This is a genomic window from Metabacillus indicus (assembly GCF_046603695.1).
Lineage (GTDB): Bacteria > Bacillota > Bacilli > Bacillales > Bacillaceae > Bacillus_P > Bacillus_P indicus.
This window is the reverse complement of sequence record NZ_CP176757.1, coordinates 3,567,312-3,591,010: the sequence shown is the minus strand read 5'-3', so window position 1 is coordinate 3,591,010 and position 23,699 is coordinate 3,567,312. Positions and strand designations below refer to the sequence as shown.

The 23,699-nt window shown below is 44.7% G+C and carries 19 protein-coding genes; 11 read left to right on the top strand and 8 right to left on the bottom strand.

Features of this window, described 5'->3' with window-relative positions:
* The first annotated feature begins 223 nt into the window (after positions 1 to 223).
* The gene (locus ACK1LH_RS18355) at positions 224 to 2,068 is read left to right on the top strand and encodes a PAS domain S-box protein (protein WP_411333859.1); all 1,845 of its coding nucleotides are present in this window, start codon (positions 224 to 226) and stop codon (positions 2,066 to 2,068) included.
* 37 nt (positions 2,069 to 2,105) lie between these two features.
* Here the strand turns inward: ACK1LH_RS18355 and msrB are convergent, their stop codons facing one another.
* A complete protein-coding gene (gene msrB / locus ACK1LH_RS18350) occupies positions 2,106 to 3,227 on the bottom strand; it encodes a peptide-methionine (R)-S-oxide reductase MsrB (RefSeq protein ID WP_203288898.1) in 1,122 nt (373 codons plus the stop codon).
* Between the two features lie 171 nt (positions 3,228 to 3,398).
* Here msrB and ACK1LH_RS18345 point away from each other — a divergent pair, with 171 nt between their 5' ends.
* Together ACK1LH_RS18345 and ACK1LH_RS18340 are read left to right on the top strand one after the other, a co-directional pair.
* The gene (locus tag ACK1LH_RS18345; RefSeq protein WP_029566870.1) at positions 3,399 to 3,776 is read left to right on the top strand and encodes a DUF4363 family protein; all 378 of its coding nucleotides are present in this window, start codon (positions 3,399 to 3,401) and stop codon (positions 3,774 to 3,776) included.
* Between the two features lie 9 nt (positions 3,777 to 3,785).
* Positions 3,786 to 4,475 (top strand): DUF421 domain-containing protein, encoded by a 690-nt coding sequence (locus ACK1LH_RS18340; RefSeq protein WP_029284436.1) that lies wholly within the window; start codon positions 3,786 to 3,788, stop codon positions 4,473 to 4,475.
* A gap of 27 nt (positions 4,476 to 4,502) precedes the next feature.
* Here the strand turns inward: ACK1LH_RS18340 and ACK1LH_RS18335 are convergent, their stop codons facing one another.
* Positions 4,503 to 4,790 carry a hypothetical protein gene (locus ACK1LH_RS18335; protein WP_029284435.1) on the bottom strand — a complete coding sequence of 96 codons (288 nt, stop codon included), beginning with the start codon at positions 4,788 to 4,790 and terminating at the stop codon, positions 4,503 to 4,505.
* A 197-nt stretch (positions 4,791 to 4,987) separates the two neighbouring features.
* Here ACK1LH_RS18335 and fumC point away from each other — a divergent pair, with 197 nt between their 5' ends.
* A complete protein-coding gene (fumC, locus tag ACK1LH_RS18330; RefSeq protein WP_029284433.1) occupies positions 4,988 to 6,373 on the top strand; it encodes a class II fumarate hydratase in 1,386 nt (461 codons plus the stop codon).
* An 89-nt stretch (positions 6,374 to 6,462) separates the two neighbouring features.
* Positions 6,463 to 6,642 carry a hypothetical protein gene (locus ACK1LH_RS18325; protein ID WP_203288887.1) on the top strand — a complete coding sequence of 60 codons (180 nt, stop codon included), beginning with the start codon at positions 6,463 to 6,465 and terminating at the stop codon, positions 6,640 to 6,642.
* 438 nt (positions 6,643 to 7,080) lie between these two features.
* Here ACK1LH_RS18325 and ACK1LH_RS18320 read toward each other — a convergent pair whose 3' ends face one another.
* On the bottom strand, positions 7,081 to 7,389 hold the full coding sequence (locus tag ACK1LH_RS18320) for a TIGR04104 family putative zinc finger protein (protein WP_035207246.1): 309 nt from the start codon (positions 7,387 to 7,389) through the stop codon (positions 7,081 to 7,083).
* A gap of 151 nt (positions 7,390 to 7,540) precedes the next feature.
* On the opposite strand from ACK1LH_RS18320, the gene ACK1LH_RS18315 reads away from it, so the two are divergent.
* The 3 genes from ACK1LH_RS18315 (at position 7,541) to ACK1LH_RS18305 (ending at position 11,283) form a co-directional block, all read left to right on the top strand.
* Positions 7,541 to 9,199: an AMP-binding protein gene (locus ACK1LH_RS18315; RefSeq protein ID WP_411333857.1), complete on the top strand. Its 1,659-nt coding sequence runs from the start codon at positions 7,541 to 7,543 to the stop codon at positions 9,197 to 9,199.
* Positions 9,196 to 10,755 carry an acyl-CoA carboxylase subunit beta gene (locus tag ACK1LH_RS18310; RefSeq protein WP_411333856.1) on the top strand — a complete coding sequence of 520 codons (1,560 nt, stop codon included), beginning with the start codon at positions 9,196 to 9,198 and terminating at the stop codon, positions 10,753 to 10,755. The genes ACK1LH_RS18315 and ACK1LH_RS18310 overlap by 4 nt, the downstream gene beginning before the upstream one ends.
* 69 nt (positions 10,756 to 10,824) lie before the next feature.
* Positions 10,825 to 11,283, top strand: a complete 459-nt coding sequence (locus ACK1LH_RS18305; protein WP_029284421.1) for an NUDIX domain-containing protein — start codon at positions 10,825 to 10,827, stop codon at positions 11,281 to 11,283.
* Between the two features lie 291 nt (positions 11,284 to 11,574).
* On the opposite strand, the gene ACK1LH_RS18300 is transcribed toward ACK1LH_RS18305, so the two are convergent.
* The 5 genes from ACK1LH_RS18300 to ACK1LH_RS18280 all read right to left on the bottom strand — a co-directional run bounded on the left by ACK1LH_RS18300 (position 11,575) and on the right by ACK1LH_RS18280 (position 15,996).
* Positions 11,575 to 12,399 (bottom strand): SDR family NAD(P)-dependent oxidoreductase, encoded by an 825-nt coding sequence (locus tag ACK1LH_RS18300; protein ID WP_411333854.1) that lies wholly within the window; start codon positions 12,397 to 12,399, stop codon positions 11,575 to 11,577.
* A gap of 38 nt (positions 12,400 to 12,437) precedes the next feature.
* Complete coding sequence (locus ACK1LH_RS18295; RefSeq protein ID WP_411333853.1) at positions 12,438 to 13,139, bottom strand: SGNH/GDSL hydrolase family protein; 702 nt, start codon at positions 13,137 to 13,139, stop codon at positions 12,438 to 12,440.
* Positions 13,140 to 13,141: 2 nt separating this feature from the next.
* Positions 13,142 to 13,735, bottom strand: a complete 594-nt coding sequence (locus ACK1LH_RS18290; RefSeq protein ID WP_029566862.1) for a TetR/AcrR family transcriptional regulator — start codon at positions 13,733 to 13,735, stop codon at positions 13,142 to 13,144.
* A 249-nt stretch (positions 13,736 to 13,984) separates the two neighbouring features.
* Entirely contained in the window at positions 13,985 to 15,328 is a 1,344-nt protein-coding gene (locus ACK1LH_RS18285; RefSeq protein WP_029566861.1) for a sensor histidine kinase, read from the bottom strand.
* On the bottom strand, positions 15,328 to 15,996 hold the full coding sequence (locus ACK1LH_RS18280) for a response regulator transcription factor (protein ID WP_029566860.1): 669 nt from the start codon (positions 15,994 to 15,996) through the stop codon (positions 15,328 to 15,330). Before ACK1LH_RS18280 ends, ACK1LH_RS18285 begins: the two co-directional genes overlap by 1 nt.
* 513 nt (positions 15,997 to 16,509) lie before the next feature.
* Between ACK1LH_RS18280 and ACK1LH_RS18275 the strand changes: the two genes are divergently transcribed.
* The 3 genes from ACK1LH_RS18275 (at position 16,510) to ACK1LH_RS18265 (ending at position 23,696) form a co-directional block, all read left to right on the top strand.
* Positions 16,510 to 17,763: a S1C family serine protease gene (locus ACK1LH_RS18275; RefSeq protein ID WP_051865598.1), complete on the top strand. Its 1,254-nt coding sequence runs from the start codon at positions 16,510 to 16,512 to the stop codon at positions 17,761 to 17,763.
* Positions 17,764 to 18,163: 400 nt separating this feature from the next.
* On the top strand, positions 18,164 to 19,639 hold the full coding sequence (locus ACK1LH_RS18270) for a UDP-N-acetylmuramoyl-L-alanyl-D-glutamate--2,6-diaminopimelate ligase (protein WP_411333852.1): 1,476 nt from the start codon (positions 18,164 to 18,166) through the stop codon (positions 19,637 to 19,639).
* 325 nt (positions 19,640 to 19,964) lie between these two features.
* Positions 19,965 to 23,696, top strand: a complete 3,732-nt coding sequence (locus ACK1LH_RS18265; RefSeq protein WP_411333851.1) for a S8 family peptidase — start codon at positions 19,965 to 19,967, stop codon at positions 23,694 to 23,696.
* The last annotated feature ends 3 nt before the right edge of the window (positions 23,697 to 23,699 follow it).

Below are 23,699 nucleotides of genomic sequence, written 5' to 3'. Positions count from 1 at the left end.
AAGGTGAAAAGTGGCATTACTCTGCCTAGTGGTGCCACAAGTCCGATGGTGGAAGAGTGAAAAGTGGTATCACTCCGTCTAGTGGTGCCACAAGTCCAGAGGGAATAGTGAAAAAGTGGCGTCACTCCCGAAGCTGCCCATCAGCTCCGCTTTTCGTTCCTTAATTTTAGAATTTTTGATATATTAAGGATAGGAAAGAGAGAAGTGGAGGGGATGGACACAGATGAAGAACCTTGAGCAAGACTGCGGCGGGAAGGTCCTATCTCAGGAGAAGCTTGATGCGCTGAGGGAAGCATATACAAATCAGCTTGAGAATTCTCCAACTGCTTTTTTGATACATGAAGACCGGAATTGGACGTACGTTAATCCTTCTGCTGCTTCGATGCTTCAGTACGGCAGAAGGGAAGAGCTTATAGGAAAGCCCATATGGGATTCGATAGATCCCCAATACAGAGAGAACATCGAGCAGAGAATTCTGGATACAAAGTGCGGGTATACACCGCCTGCGATGGAGCAGCTGTGGTATACGAAGACAGGTCATCCTATATATGTTGAAGTAACGTCGCTCCCGAACGTCTGGGGAGATACACAGGAAACCCAGGTCATTATCCGGGATATCACGGAGAAGAAACTGCTTGAGAAAGAGCATGAAGAAACGATCAGACGCTTTCGATTAATTACGGAGAATATGAGAGATATCGTCGGGCTGCTAGATGAAGAGGGGCTGTTCACGTATGTTTCGCCGTCCTTTAAAGAAGTGCTCGGCTACGGGGCAGAAGAGGTCATCGGATCCAGTCCGTTTAAGTTCGTTCATCCTGAGGACAGGGAACAAATTGCTGGACAATTTTATACGATGGTGACAGAAAACAGGCAGATGACGGTTGAGTACCGCTACCTTTGCAAGGATCAAACCTATATCTGGCTTGAATCTCACGGCATTCCTGTTCAGGAGCAGAGCCACCTTAAACACGCAATAGTTGTTTCAAGAAATATTACACAGAGAAAGATGACCGAAGAGCGGCTTAGAAAAAGCGAGAGCAAGTACAGAATCATTCTCGAACACAGCAATGATCTGATTTGTGTTGTGGACCTTGAGGGGAAATATAAATATGCTTCGCCTTCCTACAGAAAAATCCTTGGCTATGAACCTGACGCCATGATTGGTGAAAATGTCTTTAAGTATATTATGGAGAGTGATCATGAGCAGACGCAGGACATTATGTCCACTGTCTTTACGACAAAGGAGCCTGTCACTCTTCCTTATCATAAAATCAGCCGATCCGGACAAGCTATGCTCTTTGAAGGAAGAGGGATGGCTGTTATGAATCAAAAAGGCGAACCGGAAAGCATTGTGTTTATTTCAAGAGATATTACGGAAAAACGGAAAGTAGAAGAATACATTAAAAATTATGAAAAGCTGACGGTTCTCGGGGAGCTTGCAGCAGGAGTCGCCCACGAAATCCGGAATCCCCTGACCTCGATAAAAGGCTTCTTTAAACTTTTGACTGAAAAGAACAGAGATGAAGAAGATCAGACGTATCAGAATGTCATTATCGATGAATTAAGCCGTATTGAACAGATCGTCAATGAATTCATGGCCCTTGCAAGACCGCAGGCTATTCATTTAAAAGAGCGAACAAACCTCGTTCAGCTTGTGAAGGATACCGTCATCCTGCTTAACCCGGAAGCAGCTTTAAGAGATGTTCATATCGAAACGGCATTCGATGCGGAGGAATCGCTCATCGAATGCGAACGAAACCAAATGAAACAAGTGTTTATCAATGTCATGAAGAATGCCATTGAAGCCATGTCTGATGGAGGCACTTTGAAGATCCGCGGGTGCAGCATAGACGGCGCTCTTTATAAGCTTACGTTCGAAGATAACGGGGCAGGCATCGATGAAAAAAGACTGAAAAAGCTGGGGACGCCGTTCTTTACGACCAAAGAAAAGGGAATAGGCCTCGGGCTTACAATCAGCAATAAAATCATTACAGAGCACAATGGCGAATTTAAAATGGAAAGTGAAGTCGGAAAAGGAACGAAAGTGACCGTCCTTTTAAAAAAATAAAACTTCAGCCCGCGGGCTGAAGTTTTTTTGAGTTTTTTCACTTAAACAAATCTGCAAATTCACTGTACCCTTCCTGCTCAAGATCCTCTGCGGGAACAAACCTTAGAGCGGCGGAATTGATGCAGTATCTCAGGCCTGTCGGTTCCGGACCGTCGTCAAAAACATGGCCGAGATGCGAATCGCCGTATTTGCTCCGGACCTCTGTCCGCACCGTGAAGAAGCTGCGGTCTTCTTTCTCAATGATGTTCCCTTTCACAAGCGGCTTCGTAAAGCTCGGCCAGCCGGTTTTAGAATCATACTTGTCTTTTGAGCTGAAAAGAGGTTCTCCTGAGACGATGTCCACATAGATGCCGTCGTCCTTCAAGTCCCAGTATTCGTTGTTATAGGCTTCTTCGGTGCCGTCTTTTTGCGTTACTTCATACTGGATATCTGTAAGGCTTTCTTTCAGCTCCTTATCCGTTGGCCTGGAGTAGGCGGAATCAGCAGGAGCCTGGGCGTCATTTTTCCCCCAGACCTTTTCAAGAAACTGATCCCTACCTGAATTGTCCCGGTAGTATTTATATCTGATTTCATTCTTTTTGTAATAATCCTGATGATACTCTTCTGCCATATAAAAGGTTTTGGCAGGGAGTATTGGTGTGACAATTTCTTTATCAAACCGTCCCGACTCGCCAAGCGCGGTTTTGGATGACTCCGCTTCTTTTTTCTGCTCTTCGCTGTGGAAGAAGATGGCGGTTGAATACTGCTTTCCGCGGTCCACAAACTGACCGTCCGCATCAGTCGGGTCTACCTGTCTCCAGTACACGTCCAGAAGCTCCTTATAGGAAATGGTTTTCGGGTCGTACACAACCTGGACGGATTCAACATGTCCTGTCTGACCTGATGAAACGTCGTTGTATGAAGGATTCTCCTCTTCACCGCCCGTATATCCAGAGATGACGTCCTCTACCCCGTCAAGCTTTTCAAACGGCGGTTCCATGCACCAGAAGCATCCTCCTGCGAATGTCGCCACTTCAAGGTCTTCTTCCTCATAACTGGCTTTTACCGGCGTGCTTCCAGTCGATCTTGTAAAAAGGGCTTCGCCTCCCTTGACCATGACAAAGACAAGGCTAGGTATCAGCACAATCGACATGATGATTTTCACATTTCGTTTTTTCATATCATCCCATCCTTTACCTTTATAAAAGGTAAAACGTCATTTGATTAAAAAAAGATCACTTTTCTATATAAAAAGTACCTAATTTTTTTCAGCAGGAACAGTTTTAATGTGCTCTCTGATTACACGGGCCCAAACATGTCCAAAATGTAAAGAAAAGAAGGTGGGGCAAGTATGTCGCAAAGACGGATTTCAATCAGCCTGTTTGCCCTTTTGTTTGTTTCTTATATCGGGCTGTTTGCCTGGCAGCAGGCTGTTTTTTTTCAGAAGCAAGAGTCGTTTTATGATGAGCTTCACGCTGTGATGACATCATCAAGAGAAGGCGACTGGGCAAGGGCTGCGGAAAAAGCAGAGAACGTGGAAAGCATGTGGGAGCGCGGAAAGGTGATTATTTCAATTAAAAGCGGAGGGACAAATCAGGCTCTCCTCAATATATCACTGAAACAGCTGAAGGGTGCGATCAAGGAAAAAGACTTAAAATCAGCCATTCGGGAGGGTGAAACTTCTATGATGCTGTTTGAAAATCTGACCTCTGTTACGCCAAGGTTCTAGGAGGATGTTATGGGCGATTTCTTAACAGATTTATCAATTTATATTATCCGCTCTGTGATTGTCATTGCCGGGACGTGGCTCGTAACCAATTTTATCGGAAAAAAATCAATTGCACAGCTGACACCTTATGAAATAGCGATTCTATTTATTCTTTCAAATGTGGGGGCACAGCCGCTCGTATCCATTGATACGTTCAAAACAGCGTTTGGAATGGTGATCCTTGGCATCAGTATTATCCTGATTTCTAAAGTATCCCTATCAAAGATGTTTTACGGAATGAATGCAGAACCGGCCATTGTCATCTCAAACGGGCAGATTGACCGTCAGCAGCTGAAAAAGAACCGAATGAGCATTTATTCTCTGTTATCCATGCTGAGAGTGCAGGGGTATTTCAAGGTGGAGGATGTCGAGTACGCCATCTTGGAGCCGAGCGGGGATTTGTCTGTGCTTCCGAAAGTTGACGCAAGGCCGGTTACGCCTGAAGACCTGAATCTCAAGCCGGAGCAGGATGCTCTCTCCTATGCGGTCATCATTGACGGCGACATCAAGGAGCATGCCCTGGCGTCTGTACAGCAAACCAAAGAATGGCTGATCAATGAGCTGATGGCCCAGTATAAAACAGCGAGCAAGGATGTGCTTTATGCGGAAGCGGACAGCCAGGGGAATTTGTTTGCGAATATTAAAAAAAGCGGGGCGTAGTGCCCCGCTTTCTATTGTATTGAATGTTCAGGCATGACTATGACTCTTCACTCTGCGGGAGTAAAAGCGTCCGATGAAAACGACGACTGCAAGAGCCGAACCCGCTGTTAGCAGCATTCCGTCCGGAGTATGGTGGCTTCCGGCTAGCTGCCATAGTTTATAAGGGATAACAGAGATTGAAGCGAGAATAAGAAATCCGAGATAGATTTTAAGAATACCTTCTTCTTTTTTCTCGGATTGTTTTATTTTTGCAAGAGAGTCCAATGAAAAAACCAACAGAAGCAAAGCAGCAGCAATAACAGCGATATCTCCCATTTTTTCACCTCATTTATTTTTAAACAAACGTTTGATTAACCGGTTTAAGCTTGATATACGGGTCTTTTAATATGAGCAGATTTTCCTCTGCTTCTTTATTTTATCAAAAAATCCAGCAGGAAAATGGGGAGAATGAAAGGTTTATATGAACATTTCTTGAATAAAAAGGGTAAAGAAAAAGAGACGGAGGTGGAAGCATGGATTTTCGTATTGAAAAAGACACAATGGGTGAGATCAAGGTTCCTGCTGATAAGTTTTGGGGTGCCCAAACGCAGCGGAGCAAAGAAAACTTTAAGATTGGGACAGAGCGCATGCCGATCGAGATGATTGATGCGTTTGCGATTCTAAAGAGAAGTGCTGCTAAGGTGAACAGCAGCCTTGGCATGCTGAGCGACGCGAAAGAGCAGGCAATTGTACAGGTGTGTGACGATATTCTGGCCCGCAGGCTGGACGGACATTTTCCGCTTGTTGTCTGGCAGACCGGCAGCGGTACCCAGAGCAACATGAACGTCAATGAAGTCATCGCGAACAGGGCAAACGAATTGCTGAGAGAAACGGATGAGACCGTTCATCCAAATGATGATGTGAATATGGGGCAGAGCTCCAATGACACATTCCCTACCGCGATGCACGTCGCAGGAGTGCTTGCTGTTTTTGATTCTCTTATTCCCGCCATTGATAAACTCTATCTGACACTCCTGAATAAATCAAAGGAAAATGAAGATGTCGTGAAGATTGGTAGAACCCATCTGCAGGATGCTACACCGCTTACTCTTGGCCAGGAAATCAGCGGCTGGGTTCACATGCTTCACAAGTCCAAGGACATGATCAGGCTTTCTGTTGAAAAGATGCGCGACCTCGCCATCGGAGGAACGGCGGTAGGGACGGGTATTAATGCGCATCCGGATTTCGGAAGGCTTGTGGCTGAGGAAATAAGCCTCTATACTGCGACGAAATTCCAGACGTCGGAAAATAAGTTCCACGCCCTCACAAGCCATGATGAAATCGTGTTTGTGCATGGTGCGCTTAAGGGGCTCGCAGCCGATTTAATGAAGATTGCAAACGACGTCAGGTGGCTTTCAAGCGGACCACGGTGCGGAATCGGCGAAATTACGATTCCTGAAAATGAACCAGGAAGCTCCATCATGCCCGGAAAGGTCAATCCGACTCAAAGCGAAGCCATTACCATGGTCGCCGCTCAAGTGATGGGAAACGATGCAGCAATCGGCTTTGCTGCAAGTCAGGGAAACTTTGAACTCAACGTGTTCAAACCGGTGATCATTTATAATTTTCTGCAGTCTGTCAGGCTTTTATCAGATTCAATCCACTCATTTAACGACCACTGTGCCATCGGCATAAAGCCAAATTTAGCAGTCATTGAGAAGAATCTGAATGAATCTCTGATGCTTGTCACGGCCTTGAACCCTCATATCGGATATGCAAATGCAGCGAAAATTGCCAAGGAAGCCCATAAAGAGGGAATAACGCTTAAAGAAGCAGCCGTAAAGCTGAATCTTCTGACCGCATCCGAATTTGATGAATATGTGAATCCGCTTGATATGATTGGACCTAGAGGAGAATAGACAGGTGTGCCGCTCGCTAATAGAGCGGTATTTTTTTTATGGAAAAATATTACTCTTGGTGTATAATCACTTCTGAAGGGAGATGGAAAATGATGTCCAGGAGATTTATCGGAGCTGTCCTTATTTTACTTGGTGCTATTGTTATGGCAATCAATGTTCTGTGGTTTCAAAACCACGAACTGTACGATACTGTGAGAATCGCTTCGTTTGTTAGTTTCATAGCGGGATTTTTGCTGATTCCGAGGTATCAGGAAAGAAAGAATTTATAGAAGAAGGTTAGGCCGTTATCTAAGAAAAAACTTTCAGACCAGTTTCCTCCCACGGGAATGAAGGAGAAATTTATGCAAAGGAACGATAAAAAAAGGCTCATAGATAAGAAATATAAAGAGATTATCAATCAAAAGAAAGCGGAAAAGAAACACACGGCAGAGGCGTTCTTTATTATTCTCTTTTTTGTTTTGATTTTTGTTCTCAATGCATTTTTTAAAGGATTTTAAAGAGAGTATTTTTTTCTTCTTCCTCGTTAAAAAACAAATACCCAAAGTAAATCCTTTGGGTATTTCGCTATTGAATAAAGTGAAAGGGGCCGCTCCCTGACTTGCTGGCTGGCGTTACTTCAGCACTTGTGTCAGGTGCCCTCTTCGGGTCTCCGTTAAAAATAACCTCTTTTAATGCATCATTCATCAATGCAAAGCAAAACTCTGCCTCTACCAAAGCGGCTTGTCCTCTTCAATATATTCATAGTAATAAGGCGATAAAAGAACAGATAAAAGTCCGGCAGCAACGATGGCGCCTATTCTCACACCTGTAGCTGCACCAAACATTGTGCAGATCACGCTTGCAGCAATAATCGGACCGGCGATAAGCAGCGTTCCTTTTGTACGTGATTTCGGAGTCGGATACAGTTTTGTGCCGCATTTAGGGCAGGTTAGGATTCGGGTGAATTTCAGTGATGTTATAAGCGTTTCCTTCCAGGAGAAGGAATAGCGGCAGGATGTGCAGACTGGAAGTTTCAAGTGGTGTAGCCTCCTGTTGTTTTCTTTTTATTTTAGCATGATTATAGAAAAATTTAACATAATCATTTCTCTGACAACGATCTATTTGTATAATAAGAGAATAACATACTAACCGGTCAGTCTGAAGATCTCAATGAAATGGGGAATGAAGATGACAGCTTATTGGCCAGATTATCTTTCTGAAACGCTTATCTATCAACAGGGAGAAAAGCCGCTTCATGAGTACATGAAGAGACACGCTGAAGAAAAGCCTGACTCGGCAGCCTATATTTACTATGGAAATAAGATTACGTGGAGAGAGCTCTACAAAAAAACCTGCCAATTATCAGCATATCTGAGCCGCAATGGAATTGGGCAGGGGGATGCTGTTGGGCTGTATATGCAAAATTGTCCGCAGTATATCATCGCCCACTACGCCATTCAAAAAATTGGCGGTGTGGCAGTTCCTCTTAATCCGATGTACAAAGAATCCGAACTGTCTTATTTTCTGAAAGAGTCAGGCATGAAAGCAGTTATTGCAGGAGATGAGCTGTTTCAAAGAGTAAAAGCAGCCGCAGAATCAAATAAGACCGACCTATTGGCTGTAACGGCTCACTACGGGGATTTTCTGCCTAATGCTCCAATCTTTAAGCTCCCTTCCGATTTGGAAAGACAAAAACAAAAAGACTCGTCCGCCAAGGATATTCAGGATATTTTTCAGTATGAGGACCCGCTGGAAGAGAGTGCTCCTATTGATTTATGGGAAGGCGAAGGTCTGATGGTTTTTACTTCGGGAACAACAGGAAGACCAAAAGGAGCCCTGCTCACATGCGGAAGTTCCCTTTATAAAACGGCGGCAACAGCTCAGGCAAATGAGATGGGGGAACAGGATGTTTCTCTTGCCGCAGCCCCTCTCTGCCATATCGCAGGGATGGTCATGGGAGTAAACATTCCTGTTTATACAGGAAACACGTGCATCCTCCTGACAAGGTTCGACCCAGAAACGGCCGCTGAAGCAATTGAAACCTATAAAGTGACTGTCTGGTACAGCATTGCCCCCATGAATGCGGCGATTCTGAAGACACCTGGAGCAAAACACAGAGATTTATCATCCTTGAAGCATAATCCGGCGACAAGTTTTGGAACGGCTGTAACAAAGGAGCTTGCTGACAGGTGGAGTGAGCTTACAAAAGGATGCCTGATGCACGAGGCATCATACGGACTGAGCGAAACTCATACATGCGATACTTTCATGCCGAAGGATAAGATTAAGTTTGGAAGCTGCGGAATACCGGTCTATCAAAATCACATTCTGATCGTGGATCCTGAAACCGGTCAGCCGTGCGAACAGGGACAGCGCGGAGAAATCGCGGTCCGCAATCCGGGAATTTTTAAAGGATACTTGAACAGACCGGATGAAACACTGGAAACAATTGTTAACGGCTACGTGAGGACGGGGGATATCGGAATGCTGGATCCGGATGGCTATCTTTACTTTTACGGGCGACTGAAAGAGATGATAAAAACGTCAGGCTACAGTGTGTTTCCTGAAGATGTCGAGGCGCTGCTGAACGAGCATCCCGCAGTTATGCAAAGTGCGGCAATCGGAATGCCCGATGAAGAAAAGGGAGAACGCGTCAAAGCTTTTATTGTGCTTGCTCCTGAATATAAGGGCAAGGTAACCGAGAAGGAAATTTTAACATGGGCAAAAGCGCATATGGCCATCTATAAATCACCAGGAGAAGTTGAATTTCTGGATGCCCTGCCTGCCACAAGCTCAGGCAAAGTATTGAGAAGGGAATTAAAAACAACGAGGGAGGCAGCGAAATGAAAACACATGCAAACGAGGTGGATGATGCAGTACTTGACTTGCACAGAAGAAAACAAAAAGCGCTCCTTGGAGGAGGACAGGACAAAATAGACCGCCAGCACAGCAGCGGGTTTTACACGGCGAGAGAAAGAATTGCCCTGCTTGCAGATGATGACAGTTTTCTTGAGCTCGGAATGCTGAATCATTCAGACAAGGAAGGCGCAGCTGAAAAAAGCTACGGAGACGGTCTGATTACAGGTCTTGCAAAAGTCGACGGAAGGCCTGCTGTTGTAATGGCCGGTGATAAAACCGTTTTTGCCGGTACAGAGGGGGCCGTCCATATCCGCAAATCTAAAAAAGTACATGAATATGCTTTGAAAAGGGGCCTTCCTCTTTTTAACCTGAATGAAGGCGGAGGACTCAGAATGCCTGATGGAATGGGGTCTGACGGAATCAGCGACAAGCTTTTCCCGCAGGAAATGCTGACTCATTCGAGGCAGGTTCCTTTGATGACGGCAATTCTAGGCGACAGCTTCGGCGGCCCAACATGGATGGCCGTTTCATCTGACTTCGTCACAATGCTGAAAGGAACCTGCATGGCGATTGCAGGTCCGAGAATGCTTTCTATGGCTACCGGGCAAAAAGTAGAAACGGAAGAGCTTGGAGGATGGAGGGTTCATGCGGATCACACAGGCCAGTCAGACTCTTTTGGCGATACAGAAGAAGAATGCATCATGCAGATGAAAAAATTCTTCAGCTATATGCCGCTGAATAGCGGGGAGGAACCCATGTTTAAAGAAACAGATGACGATCCGTACAGAAAGCTTGAAAGGGTTCTTGACATTCTTCCGAAACAGAAAAACAGAGTCTATGATATGAAAGAGATAATCAGGGACCTTGCTGATGCAGGGGAGATGTTTGAGTATAAAGCGATGTACGGGGAAGGCCTGATCACGGCTTTTGTGAGAATGGGAGGAAGAACGGCAGGCATTGTAGCCAATCAGCCGAAGAAATTTGCCGGTGCAGCAGGCCCGAAAGAGTGCGATAAAGCCATTGATTTTATATGTTTATGTGATTCTTACCATATTCCGCTGATCTTCCTGCACGATACGCCCGGATTCAGAATCAGCCAGGATGCTGAATGGGAAAAAATGCCTACTAAAATTATGATCTGGAACCAGGCTCTTGCCCAGTCTACTGTACCTAAGATTTCAGTTGTTATTAGAAAAAGTGTCGGGGCAGCTTACGGAAACATGTGCGGTCCATCAATGGGTGCGGACTTCGTTTTTGCCTGGCCGACAGCCGAGATTAATTTCACAGGACCCGAAGTGGGTATTAATGTCGTGTATGGAAGACAGCTGCAGGAGGAAGCCAATCAGGAAGAGGCACGGAAAAAGCTTCTCGAGCAGTGGGCTTTTGACAGTTCTCCCTATAAAGCAGCTTCCAAACACTACCTCGATGATGTCATTGATCCAAGAGATACAAGGAAATATTTGTGCAAGGCGCTGGAATACGCTTCATACAAAAACGGAACGAAAAGCGAGCGCAGGCTTGCCAATTGGCCTACAGGCTATTAAAATACCTGTTCGAATTCAGGAAAGTCCTCTATAATAAAAAAGCTATTATTTTCCAAGGGGGATTTCACTATGGTTCGGACAGCTTCAAAAGCTATCATACTAAAGGATGGAAACCTTGTTGCCATCAAAAAAGAGGATGATCAGGGGTATTATTACATTCTGCCTGGCGGCGGACAGGAACAGGGTGAGAATCTGCACGAAAACCTGCGCAGGGAATGTCTTGAAGAAATAGGGGTAGAAGTAGACATTCACGAGCTGGTATTTGTCAGGGATTATGTCGGCGGAAACCACGGATTTGATGATCAGGGATTTCATCAGCTGGATATGATGTTTCTCTGCACCATCAAACAGGGGCAGCCTGAACCTGCAGCGGGAACGGTGCCGGATGACGGTCAGGTTGGAGTGGAATGGCTACCTGTAGAAGCATTGAGGGATTACAGGCTGTATCCCGTCACGGTGAGAGATGAGATTATGAAGCTTCATCTTGGGGAAAAGCCGGAGAAGGTTTATTTGGGAGATGTTAATTAGCTCACCAATACTAACAAAAGAAAAAGCTGATTGGAAAACGAAATATATAAAGAAAAAAAGTTTGGTTGCGTAGTGCCAGCATCTTAATCAGCTAATTAAATATCACATAAAAGAGCATACTCTAGAATAGCTGCTTGTATGCTCTTTTATGATATACAAAGGTTTTAATGGGAAGAGATTAGCATAGGATATGGCAGGAACCTGCTCAGCTAAGTATTTATTTGAGCAATCAATTCTATTACCGCTTCATCCTAATGTAATAGTGTAAAAGACTTGCCCTATCTAAAAAGTTCAATTTCCAGAAATCCTTGCTTTCCTGCTTACTTTACAAACTAACCTCATTAGTCCTTTGTGTGCCGGCGGAAACAGCGTGAAGAAAATATCCATTGTTCGACGCATCGGCATTGGGCATATGATAGGTTTGTTTTTATGAATCCCATCTAATGCTATTTTAGCTAGTTTTTCAGGAGACATCATTTTTTGCTTCTTTAGTTGTTGGGTAATAATTGCCTTATTGATATTAATTGCTTGTGCGCTTTCGAAAATAGGGGTATCAACAAACGTGGGGCAAAGTGTGCTAACTTTAATTCCGAATTCCTCTGCTTCATAATGAAGCGAAGTGGTTAAGCCTACAACCGCATGTTTTGTAGTTGCATATGCTGAAGATACTGGAGAAGGTCCTAAACCTGCTGCTGAAGCTGTGTTCACAATATGGCCAAATCCTTGTTTTTTCATGAGATTATATCCTACTTGAGTTCCATTAATGACTCCCCATAGGTTAACATCCATGATTTCTTTCCAGTTTTCTATCGTCATATCATAGAGTTCACCGTACATAACCATACCAGCATTATTAAAAAGATAGTCGATCCGGCAAAATTCTTGAAATAAATCTGTAAATAATCGCTCTACACTATTATAATCAGTGACATTTAAATAGGCATACCTAGCACTTATTGATTCTTTGTTCAATTCGATTTCAAAATTTCTTCCTGCTTGTTCATCAATATCTGAAATGATAACGAAGACATTCTGTTTCACTAGTTCCCTGCAAATTGCCCTGCCTATCCCTGAAGCACCACCCGTTACAATCGCAACTTTTCTAATCACCGGCATCCCACTCCTCTTCTATTCGACAACACCTCTAGCCTTTATCATGACTGAATTGCGTCTTGATTCTTGTATGTCAAACGCGTGATTTCGGATGCATAAATCTCTGCAACAATTTCTGCACCAGCACTATTTAGGTGTATACCATCTAATGTAAGGTGAAGACCTCGTTTTTTTGATAACCTGTCAATTCTTGAAGGTTTCTTATAAAAAAGAACATCCACCATTACTCTCATTACTTTTGTGCTGATATAATCTGAACTGTTAACTTTTGAAAGGTGAGTTAAAAAGACTGAATGGATATCCAGAAAACTTACATTTACTTGATCACGAGTGATGGATTGAATTAGAAGATTTAATTCTTTGATTTCATGATTGGGAGTATTATTCGCATTTTCACCAACTAATGCAGGGGTAACTGCTACGACTTTCTTCGATGATGAAAGAATCAGGTCTAATATTTTCTCGTAATAAGCTTTGAACTCATTATGATTTTTTGCTGCTGGTTGTGCTTGAACACTCAGCATTTTCGAATAAACATCATTTACGCCAATCCAAAGGAAAATAAGATCATAATCTCTATCTAACTTTGTTTTTAATAGACGAGTATATAAACTTTTAACTGACTCTCCTGGTTTGCCAAGGTTATCAAACGATATATTTGGAAATTTTTCTTCTAGTATGTTGAAGAAAGAAACACCAGGACGACCTTCAGTTAAACTGTCACCGATTAATGCTATTTTCATTTTTATTTCCTCCTCCTAATGGACGCTGCAAAGATTGTAATGGCTTGGTTAAAAAGAGGTTCAAGCGTATTCAATTGGTGTGTGTTCGTCAACTGACATAAACCCCCCAACCATGTTCCAACAAGCAAGGTCCACTCATCAATATTTCCATCTTCAAATTCTCCCTTTTCCACTCCTTCTTGAAGAATGGAACGATATGAACCCATAGGAATGACTGCTAACTCAAATAATGCTTTTACAGATTCTGAACTTGAGGCAGGATTTGAGGCGAGTTCTTGTCCTCCTTTTAATAAAGGAGTCTGGTAGTTATAAAGGACATGCTTTGCGATCCCATAGAGTTTTTCCGTTGCAGTGTTATAGGATGATTCTTTTTCCATCCATTTTGTATACCAATCCTGCATCGTGTTTTGTGCTAGTAAAACAAACAGTTTTTCTTTATTTCCAAAATGATAATAAATGTGACCTTTGCTATAACCAGAGGCTTTTGATATGTCCTGTACAGAAGTTTGATTGTAGCCTTTTTGAGAAAATATCAAGGTCGCTTTTTCCATAATTTCACGCTTAGCATCTTCACTGTTATAACGCCTTTTGTCCAAAATGTATTATAACTCCTTCCTTTAAATTGAACGAACGTTCTAATTTATTGTATAATTTTTTCCATTAAAAAGATACATTTGGTAATATTTGTTCGAAATATTGCCATTTTTAAATAATACTTAATAAACTTTCAATACAAATCAGCATACGTTGCGCGCTTTTAATTGAGAAAATAAAAGATCAAGTACCATCTTCAAAAAAAGCCATGAGAAGCGGATACACCGTTTCTCATGGCTTTTTTTGTTATATTACACCGGAACCTTCACATAAAACGTACTCAAACCCTGTTCATTCACTGCCCAGACCTTTCCCCCGTGCAGCTCTGCAATGCGCTTGACGATGTTCAGGCCGAGGCCGAATTCTCCGTTGCTTCCTTTGTGGAACGGTTCAAACAGGTGCGGCAGAATATCCTCCTCAATCGGAGGGCCGTCGTTCCAGATTTTAAGCAGATAGTCAGAGCCTTCGCGGATAAGCCTGGCGCCGATGATTGTATCTGCATATCTCAGCTGATTTTCAAACAGGTTTTCAAGAAGTTTCATCCAAAGCTCAGCGTCTCCGTGAATGACGGCTTCTTCAAGCTGGATGCTGTAGTCGAGTTCCTGCCGGCTCCATCTGATCCGGTCGATGACCTCCTGGACAATCCGGTTCAAGTGCAGTTTTTCTTTTGAAGCATTCCGGGATGAGAGGTAATCAAGTTTTGTGATGTAAAGGAGGTCTTTGATTTTTTTCTCAAGCCGTTCTGATTCTTCTTCAATGACGTCCATCGTGCTTGTCAGGTCGCCCTTCGGATAGATGCCATCATTGACGGATTTTGCATAGCCTCTGATGACCATGACAGGAGTCTTCAAATCATGTGAAATGTTTTGAAGAAGCGTTCGCTGGGCTTCATCTTTTTTCACAAGCCTCTGACGCATTTGTTCAATGGAAGAACCAAGCTTTCCGATTTCATCGCTGCGCTCAAGCACTACAGGCTCATGCCAGTCTTCATTGGATATCCGTTTGACATCCTTCTCAAGTGAAACCAGCGGGCGCGACAGGTATTTTGCAAGCCAGATGGACGGAATCCAGCTGAACAGAAAGACGATGATCATGACAAGGACAAGCTGTTTGAACAGGGTCAGAACAAGGTCGTTTCTGTAGGAGTCCCATGCATAGGAAAGCAAAAAGGCTGGCTGTCCGTCTAGCGAGACTTTTTTGATGACAAAAAAGAGCCGTTCGTCGCCTATCACTCTTGAATATTCCTCTGTAATGGCTTCCTGATTCGCTGCAAGAGACTGGGTCTCCTGCAAGAAGCGAAGCGGGAGCTTTTTTTCGTTATAAAAGAAAGGCGCATTTTCAGGAAGGATGATGTGCTGAACCGAGCGGTCCGGAGACAGCTTCTCGCCGTTTGGATTCAGCGGGTCCATCTCCATATCCCCCTGCAGGCGGTATTCGGTCAGGATGTGCTGCTCATTTTCAATCGTATTGTAGATTTCATTGGTAAAAAAGTTTCTCAGGGTTGTCGGAAAAATGATCATCAAAACAAGCGAAATTAATAGTAGGATGCCTGAAATGACAATCCAGATCTGAAAGGCTAGAGATTTGTTTTTCATCAGGCAGTCAGCATCCTGTATCCGTACCCGTAAATGGTTTCAATTTTCAAGTCCGGCATTTTCTTTCTAAGTCTCCGCACCAGGTCATCCACGACCCGGTCCGTCCCGAAATAATCACTTCCCCAAATGTGCTCAATCATCTGCTCGCGTGAAAAGGCCTGTCCTTTGTTATGCAGGAACAGTAAAAGTAGGTCAAATTCCTTTGATGTCAAGTTCAGGTTCTTGCCGTCAAGCGAAACGGAACGGATGCTTTCGTCAATTGTGTATGGAGGTAAAGTCACCGTATTTTTCACCGGGGCGGATTCATACAAACGGGTCAAGAGCTTCTGAACCCGGATGACGAGCTCCCTTGGGAGAAACGGCTTTGATATGTAATCATCGCTTCCTAGCTCAAGGCCGAGCACCCTGTCAATATCCGTATCCCGTGCGGATATGAAAATAACCGGGGTATCCGGTGAAGCCGCTTTGATCTCTTTGATAAGCTGATATCCGTCTACACCGGGAACCATAATATCGAGCACCCACAAGTGCGGCGTCTTGTCTATGGCACTGCGCGCGCTTTCTCCGTCTGTAAAAGCAGTCACGCTGTATCCTTCTTTTTCAAGGTATTTTGTCAGTAAATCATTGAGATTCTGTTCATCTTCAACAAGGAAAATCGAATACGTCATTCTGATTCACCCTCCTCTTATTGGTCATTATACTATGGGGGAGCGGGGGAAATCATTTTTTTGATGTCTAGCTTCGCCTCCCAGCCCTTCCGTCAGAACAAAATCCCCCAAAAAGTCAAACCCGGACTTTTCGGGTGATTTCTTTTCTGCCTGTCAGGGCTAAACGGTCGGCTCCGCTTTTCGTGGTGTCTAGCTCAATCAGCCAACTCCTCTGTCAGACAAAATCCCCCAAAAAGGCGGGGCCCGGACTTTTCGGGTGATTTCTTATCTGCCTATCGGAGCTAAACGGCTGATTCCGCTTTTCGTGGTGTCCAGCTCCATCGCTCAACTCCTCTGCCAGAACAAATCCGTCAAAAAAGTCAAACCCGGACTTTTCCGCCGGATTCTTATCTGGCTCCCGGAGCTAAACGAGCGATTCCGCTTTTCTTACAATTTCCCACATTTCTCTCATCTTTCTCCCAAAAAGATTTCTTATAGTAGAGTCAACAAAGAAATTCACCGGGAGGAATGAAGATGGGATATTACGATGATACGGAACGGAAAGAGGCAATGGAGCAGGAATCACGGGAGACCAACAGATACGTACAGCCGCAGAAGAAGCCGTCCAGAATGCGAGGCATTCTTTCATCGGTTATCAGCGGTGTAGTGGGCGGGGCGCTTGTTCTTGGTGTTCAGCCGTATTTTGAAGAAGAGACCGGCAGCAATCAGCCTTCTTATTCTGTTGATTCCAACACCGCTCAGGAAAACAGCACGAATGAGGTAAATACGCAGCCGCTCAGTTCAACGAATAATATTGCTGATATGGTTGAAAACCTGTCCCCTGCGATTGTCGGTATTTCCAATAAACAGCAGCAGCGCAGCTTTGGAGGCGGCACGCAGAGCGCTGAAGCAGGTACCGGCTCCGGGGTTATTTTCAAAAAAGACGGGAACACGGCTTACATCATTACAAATAATCACGTCATTGAAGGCGCAAGCAGCATTGAAATAACGTACTCGGACGGCGAGAAATCAGAAGCTGAACTGGTGGGTGCTGATCCGCTGACAGATACGGCTGTTTTGAAAATTGACAGCAAGTATGCAAAAGCAGTCGCGCAGTTCGGGGATTCAGGCAAGCTTCGTGCAGGAGAACGGGTTGTAGCGATTGGAAATCCGCTTGGTCTGGATTTTTCCCGCACAGTGACGGAAGGAATCATCAGCGGAACAGACCGGACGGTGCCGATTGAAACGTCTGAAGGAAATTGGGATTTGAGCGTCATCCAGACGGATGCTGCGATTAATCCGGGAAACAGCGGAGGTCCCCTGCTGAATATGAACGGTCAGGTAATCGGTATCAACAGCCTGAAGATTACCCAGGACGGTGTTGAAGGCATCGGCTTTGCGATCCCAAGCAATGATCTGCAGCCGATTGTGGATGAACTGCTTGAAAAGGGAAAAGTTGACCGTCCGTTTCTTGGGGTCGGCCTGATTGATCTGAGCCAGGTGCCGGAGCAGTACCGCACAAATACGCTGAAGCTTCCAAATGATGTGACAGAGGGCGTGTTTGTACAGGGTGTCAGCCCGGGTTCTCCTGCATCTGAAGCAGGCATGAAAGAAGGAGACGTGATTGTTGCCATGAACGGCACGAAGATCAAAAGCTCAGGTGAACTGCGCAAATTCCTCTATTCACAAACGGCGATCGGGGATGAAATAGACGTAGAATTCTACCGGCAGGGAGAGAAGGTCACTGAAAAGGTGAAGCTTTCTCAAAAAGAGGTTGTGAATAGTTAATATAGATCCCCCTTTTGTTGGCGGCTCCTTGGATGGAGCCGTTTTTTCTGTTTGGATTGTAAGGATGCGAGGTTGGACTGTTAGAATGGCAAATTCGCTTGTTAGAGCAGTAGTTTGGATTGTTAGACAGTAGTTTCCGCTTGTTAGAACTCTGATTTGGACAGTTAGCTCCATTTTGTCCGTTAGTGCCAATCATACATGAACCCTTCAGCCTAAAATTGACCCTGAAGTCCGCGCCTTACGACCTGTTTCGACAATATCCAACATTTTCATCCTCCGCTTCCCTCAAAAAAACGGAATGGTTTCGAACAAATATGGTATCACAAAACGCATAATTGATAACAATGCTCTTTTTGATGCAACATAACAGAACGGATGCCATGAAATAAGGAGATCAACGATGAATTTACTAACTTTGCTTGAGCAGACCGGTCATTCCATTTTTCATCAGGATGATCTGGGAGCTTGTGAAATTACGGGAATTGAAGCAAACTCAGCCAAAGTCAAGGAAGGCTGCTTATTTACAGCGATCTCAGGCTATGCACGGGATGGCCATGATTATATAGAGGATGCAATCAGAAGAGGGGCTGCGGCTGTTGTTGGAGAAAAAGACCTGACAGGTTTGCCTGTGCCGTATATAAGGGTGGAAAACAGCAGAGACTCACTTGCCAATCTGGCGGCGCATTTTTATGACTATCCCTCAAGGAAACACATCATGATCGGCATTACAGGCACCAACGGAAAGACGACCACTTCTTTCATGCTGAGACATATTTTGCAGCACGCAGGGTATTCATGTGCGCTTTTCGGCACGGTTCACAATGTCATCAATGGACAGGCATACAGTTCCAAGAATACGACCCCGGATGCGCTTGAGCTGCAGCGGTTATTGGCTGAAAGCAAAGACGAGGTTGTCATCATGGAGGTTTCCTCTCACGGGCTTTCGCAAAAAAGGCTCGAGGGCATCGAATTTGATCTTGGTCTTTTTACGAACCTTGCTCATGAACATCTCGATTATCACAATACGATAGAGGAATATTTTGAAGTTAAGCAGCAGCTGTTTTCAAAACTGAAGCAGGGCGGACAGGCCATTGTCAGCACGCATGATGAATGGGGTCAAAAGCTCACCGGCATACTGCGGGAGCGGAATATTGAGGTATCCACATTTGGTTCTTCGAAAAGTGATGACCTTCAGTTCACATCTGAAAATGACGTTCACTGCTCTGATTTTGAAGTGACAGAAAAGGGTGAAAAGCTTCATTTCTCCATGAGCATTCCGGGTCTTCACAATATATATAATGCCTCAATGGCATATTTGGCGGGCAGAAAAATCGGTGTGGACCGGGCGAAGCTGATTGATGGCTTCCGGACATTCAAGGATGTGCCAGGGCGTTTTGAAATGTACGATCATCCGGAAGGCGCCACAGCTGTCATTGATTATGCCCATACGGCAGATGCGTTTGAATACATTTTGAAAACTGCAAGAGACTGCGGAGCAAAGCGGATCTATCATGTGTTTGGATTCAGAGGCGGACGCGATGAAAGCAAACGGGCGGAGATGATGGAAATCTCATCACGAATGAGCGACTGTTCTGTTTTGACATTTGATGATTTAAACGGTGTCGAACCAGCAGAAATGATAGAAGAGTTAAAAACATTTCTCGGCGGCAGCGGGAAAAAAGAAGACCTTGTCGTTCCTGACCGGACACTTGCGATACAAAAAGCATGGGAAATGGCTGAAGCGGGTGACTGGATCCTTGTGACCGGCAAGGGAAGTGAAACGTATAAAGATTCATACGAACTTCCTGCAGGTTCAGATCAGGAAACGTTTCAGCTTTTATTAAAAGAAAAAGAAGCAGCGTCATCTCATCATTAAAAGACGGAACAAAAAGGAATCTCCAGTCAGAGGAGGTTCCTTTTTTTATGTGTAAAAAAAAGGTCGAATAAACAAAAACCCCAATTTTAAACCCCGTTTACTAGATATTTAGAATCAGATACCTGCTTTTTTTATTCAAATACCTATCAATTTTGGTGATCAATAGGTCTCAAAGTCCGCTTAATAACCCCGATTGTACCTTCCATTCCGGCAATATACAATTCTAGTAACATATTCAAATCATCTTATGAGATCGCATTCTTTCAAGTGTATTGCATCCAGATGAGCGCAGTGGACCAATTTAAATTTTTTAGGGGGATGTTTGGTGGAAAAATCTGTTTTAAAGTCGCTAATCGCAACATCTGTATCTGCCGTTATGCTGTCCTCAACGTTCAGCAGCGTCAAAGCTGTTGATCAGCCAAGTGCTGAAAAAAAGGATCAATCTGCCATCGTTCATGAGACAACGGGGAAAGGCGAGCGCAAGATCACTCTCATTACAGGAGACGTGGTGACCGTTCAAGAGATTGGAAACGGCAAAAGCGCCATTAATGTTGAGCCTGCTGATCGAAGCGGTGCAGGAGCGCAAGTTCTGACCATTGGTGAAGATACGTACGTGATTCCAAATTCGGCCATGCCTTACTTGGCAGCTGACAAATTGGACAAGGATTTATTTAACGTAACGGAACTAATTGAAAATGGCTATGACGACAAAAGCCTCACTTCTCTTCCCGTAATCGTGGAATATGAAGAGACGAAAGCACGGGCAGCTCAAGTAAAATCAGACCCAAAAGGAGCTAAAAAAGTTCGTACTCTTGAAAGTATAAACGGAGCTGCACTGTCTGCTTCGAAAAAAGAGGCAGAAACATTCTGGGAGGATATCACCCCTGAGACAGCAGCTTCAGCAAAAGCAAAACCGGAAACAGCTGTTTTTGAACAGGGAATTGAAAAAATCTGGCTGGATGGAAAAGTAGAAGCATCTCTTGCACAAAGCGTGCCGCAGATCGGTGCTCCGCAAGTATGGGAATCCGGCTATACAGGGGAAGGCGTAAAAGTAGCTGTGCTTGATACGGGTATTGATCCGGCTCACCCAGATTTTTCGGGCCAGATTGAAACGTCAAAAAGCTTTGTTCCAGGCCAGCAGGTTGACGACAAACACGGCCATGGCACACATGTTGCCTCGACCGTCCTTGGAACTGGCGCTGCTTCTGAAGGAAAGAATAAAGGGGTTGCCCCTGAAGCTCGTCTAGTAGTCGGAAAAGTACTGGATGACTCAGGGAGTGGTCTTGATTCATGGATCATCGACGGCATGGAATGGGCAGCTGAAAACGCGAAGATCGTGAATATGAGTCTCGGAAGCTCTGAACCTTCTGATGGAACGGACCCGATGGCACAGGCAGTCAACCGGATCAGTGAAGAAAAAGGAACTCTGTTTGTCATCGCAGCAGGAAATTATTCAGCGGAAGGGGCGATTGGATCACCTGGAGCTGCAGATGCTGCGCTAACAATTGGAGCAGTTGATAAGTCTGATAAGATTGCAGGTTTTTCATCTAAAGGACCGCGCTATGGGGATAAGGCGCTAAAACCTGACTTATCAGCTCCGGGAGTCGGCATCGTTGCCGCGCGCTCAGGACTTTCTGCCGGAACAGGCTATTATAAAAGTTTAAATGGAACGTCAATGGCTACACCGCACGTTGCAGGTGCTGCCGCGCTTCTTTTGCAGAAGAATCCTGGCTGGAGCGGCACTCAGTTAAAAGAAGCACTGATGAGCACATCAAAAAAATTGCCATATTCTCCGTATCACATTGGTACAGGCCGTCTGGATCTGCCGGCTGCAGCAGCAGGCAAAGTAAGGGCAACGGGTTCTCTGTCATTCGGTTTCTTTAAATGGCCGAACGCGGATGCACAGCCTGTACAAAAAACGGTCACGTATACAAATGATTCGGACACAGCGGTTACATTAACTCTTCAGGCTGATTTTAAAAATACAAACGGCAACGCTGCACCAGATGGCATGCTGACGATATCTGAAAGCGAGATTGTGGTTCCGGCTGGAGGCACTAAAACCGTTTCCCTCACGCTTAATCCGCAGCTTGGTGAAGCCGGAGCCCGGTATGAAGGTCATTTGACGGCACTTGAAAACGGCAAACAAGTGGCTCATACTTCACTCGGCACGGTGAAAGAAGAGGAAAAATACACGTTAAAAATGACAGCTAAAGACCGCAGCGGCAAGCCTGCCCTTGCATACGTTGGTCTCGTTAACAAGGACATGATTCCAGAGTTCGTCGCTGTAAATGGAGAAGCAGAATTCCGTCTGCGCCCTGGAACTTACTCCGCTATGTCCATGATGGAAGTAGATGCAACTACAGACCACCACGGGGTTGCATTAGTCGGAAACCCTGAATTTGTACTGGATGGACCTAAAACCGTAGAATTTGACGCAAGGAAAGCAAACGAAATAAAAGTGAATGTGCCAAAAGAGACAGAGCCAAGCTATCAGCGCCTGGAATATTACCGCTCTCTTGACGGCAAAACGATGAACCACGTGTACTTGGCGCCGGTATGGATTGATAAACTGTATGCTGCTCCAACAAAGAAAGTGAAAAACGGAGAATTTGAAATGCTGACCCGTTGGCGTTTAATCAAGCCTTATCTTCAAATTCACTTTAAAGATAAAGTGCTTGATGATATTCCTTTAGCAGGCAGCACGCTGCTCGATGGAAAATATAACTTATCAACGGTTTATGCAGGCAGCGGATCCCAGGCTGATTTTGAGCGATTGAATGCAAAAGGCAAAGCTGTCGTTGTTGACCGCAATGCGGATGTCACTCCTTCAGAGCAGGCTGCTGCCGCACATGCAGCAGGAGCTAAGCTATTAATCATCGTCAATTATGAAGATACGGAGTTCAGCGTATATGCAGGCAATCCGGATTACACAGACATTCCCCTTGCTGTTGCAGGCATAAGCAAGAGCGAAGGAGACAAAGTAATTAAGGCTGCACGTTCAGGCAATCTGAAGCTGTTTGTTGAAGGTGAAACAAACACGCCATATGTCTATGATTTAATGGACGTTCATGGTGAAAATATTCCAAAAGATCTGACCTATGCTCCTTCGAATAGCGAACTTGTAAAGATTGATGCACGCTATAAGTCTGATCAGGAAACTTCTGGCGGGGAATTCCGCTTTGATTTGCGCCCTCATACGGTCAGAGCAGTGGGCTTCATGTACAAAATGCAATTTCCTTCTGTTCGGACCGAGTGGGTCTCAGCTGTTGAAGGAACACGTTGGTATCACCAGGCTGAAGTTTTAGACAGTCCTTGGTCTGTACGCCAGCCTGCTGTGACTTATAAAAAAGGAGAAAGACTGCAGGAAGAATGGTTCTCGCCAGTCGTCCGTCCTCGCCTGGGTGACGGATATTGGACACCATTCCGCAGCGGGAACTCGTTCCAGTTTAACATTCCTGCCTGGGCAGATTCTGGCAAAGGACACACAGGCGGTACGGAATATGATGAATCGGTTAAAAATCAAACACACAAGCTTTATCAGGGAGATACCCTGATTAAACAAGGAACAAGTCAGGCTTTAAATGTATTCAGCGGCATTTCAGAAGAAAGAAAGCAATACCGTTTAGTAACGGATGCCAAGCGAGATCCGGAACGTTGGGATACCTCAGTCAGCACACACACGGAGTGGACCTTCTGGTCTGGAATAGAAGATTACTCCCGTAAACCGCTTCCGCTTTATTCTCTTGACTACAAGGTTGAAACGGATATGTACGGCGATGCATTGGCCGCACCATCAACGAATCTGGAACTCTCTGCAGCAAAACTGGACGGAGTTGAAGGGTACGGAAAATTGGAAGGTGCTTCGCTCGAAGTGTCTTTCAATGAAGGAAAGTCATGGAAAACAGTAAAGCTTGAGCAAACAGCAGAAAATAAATGGGCCGCTAAAATCAACAATCCAAAAAACAGCAAACATGTGTCACTAAGAGCATCTGCATGGGATGATGCGGGCAATAAAATCACGCAGGATGTCATTAAGGCATACGGATTGAGATAACCG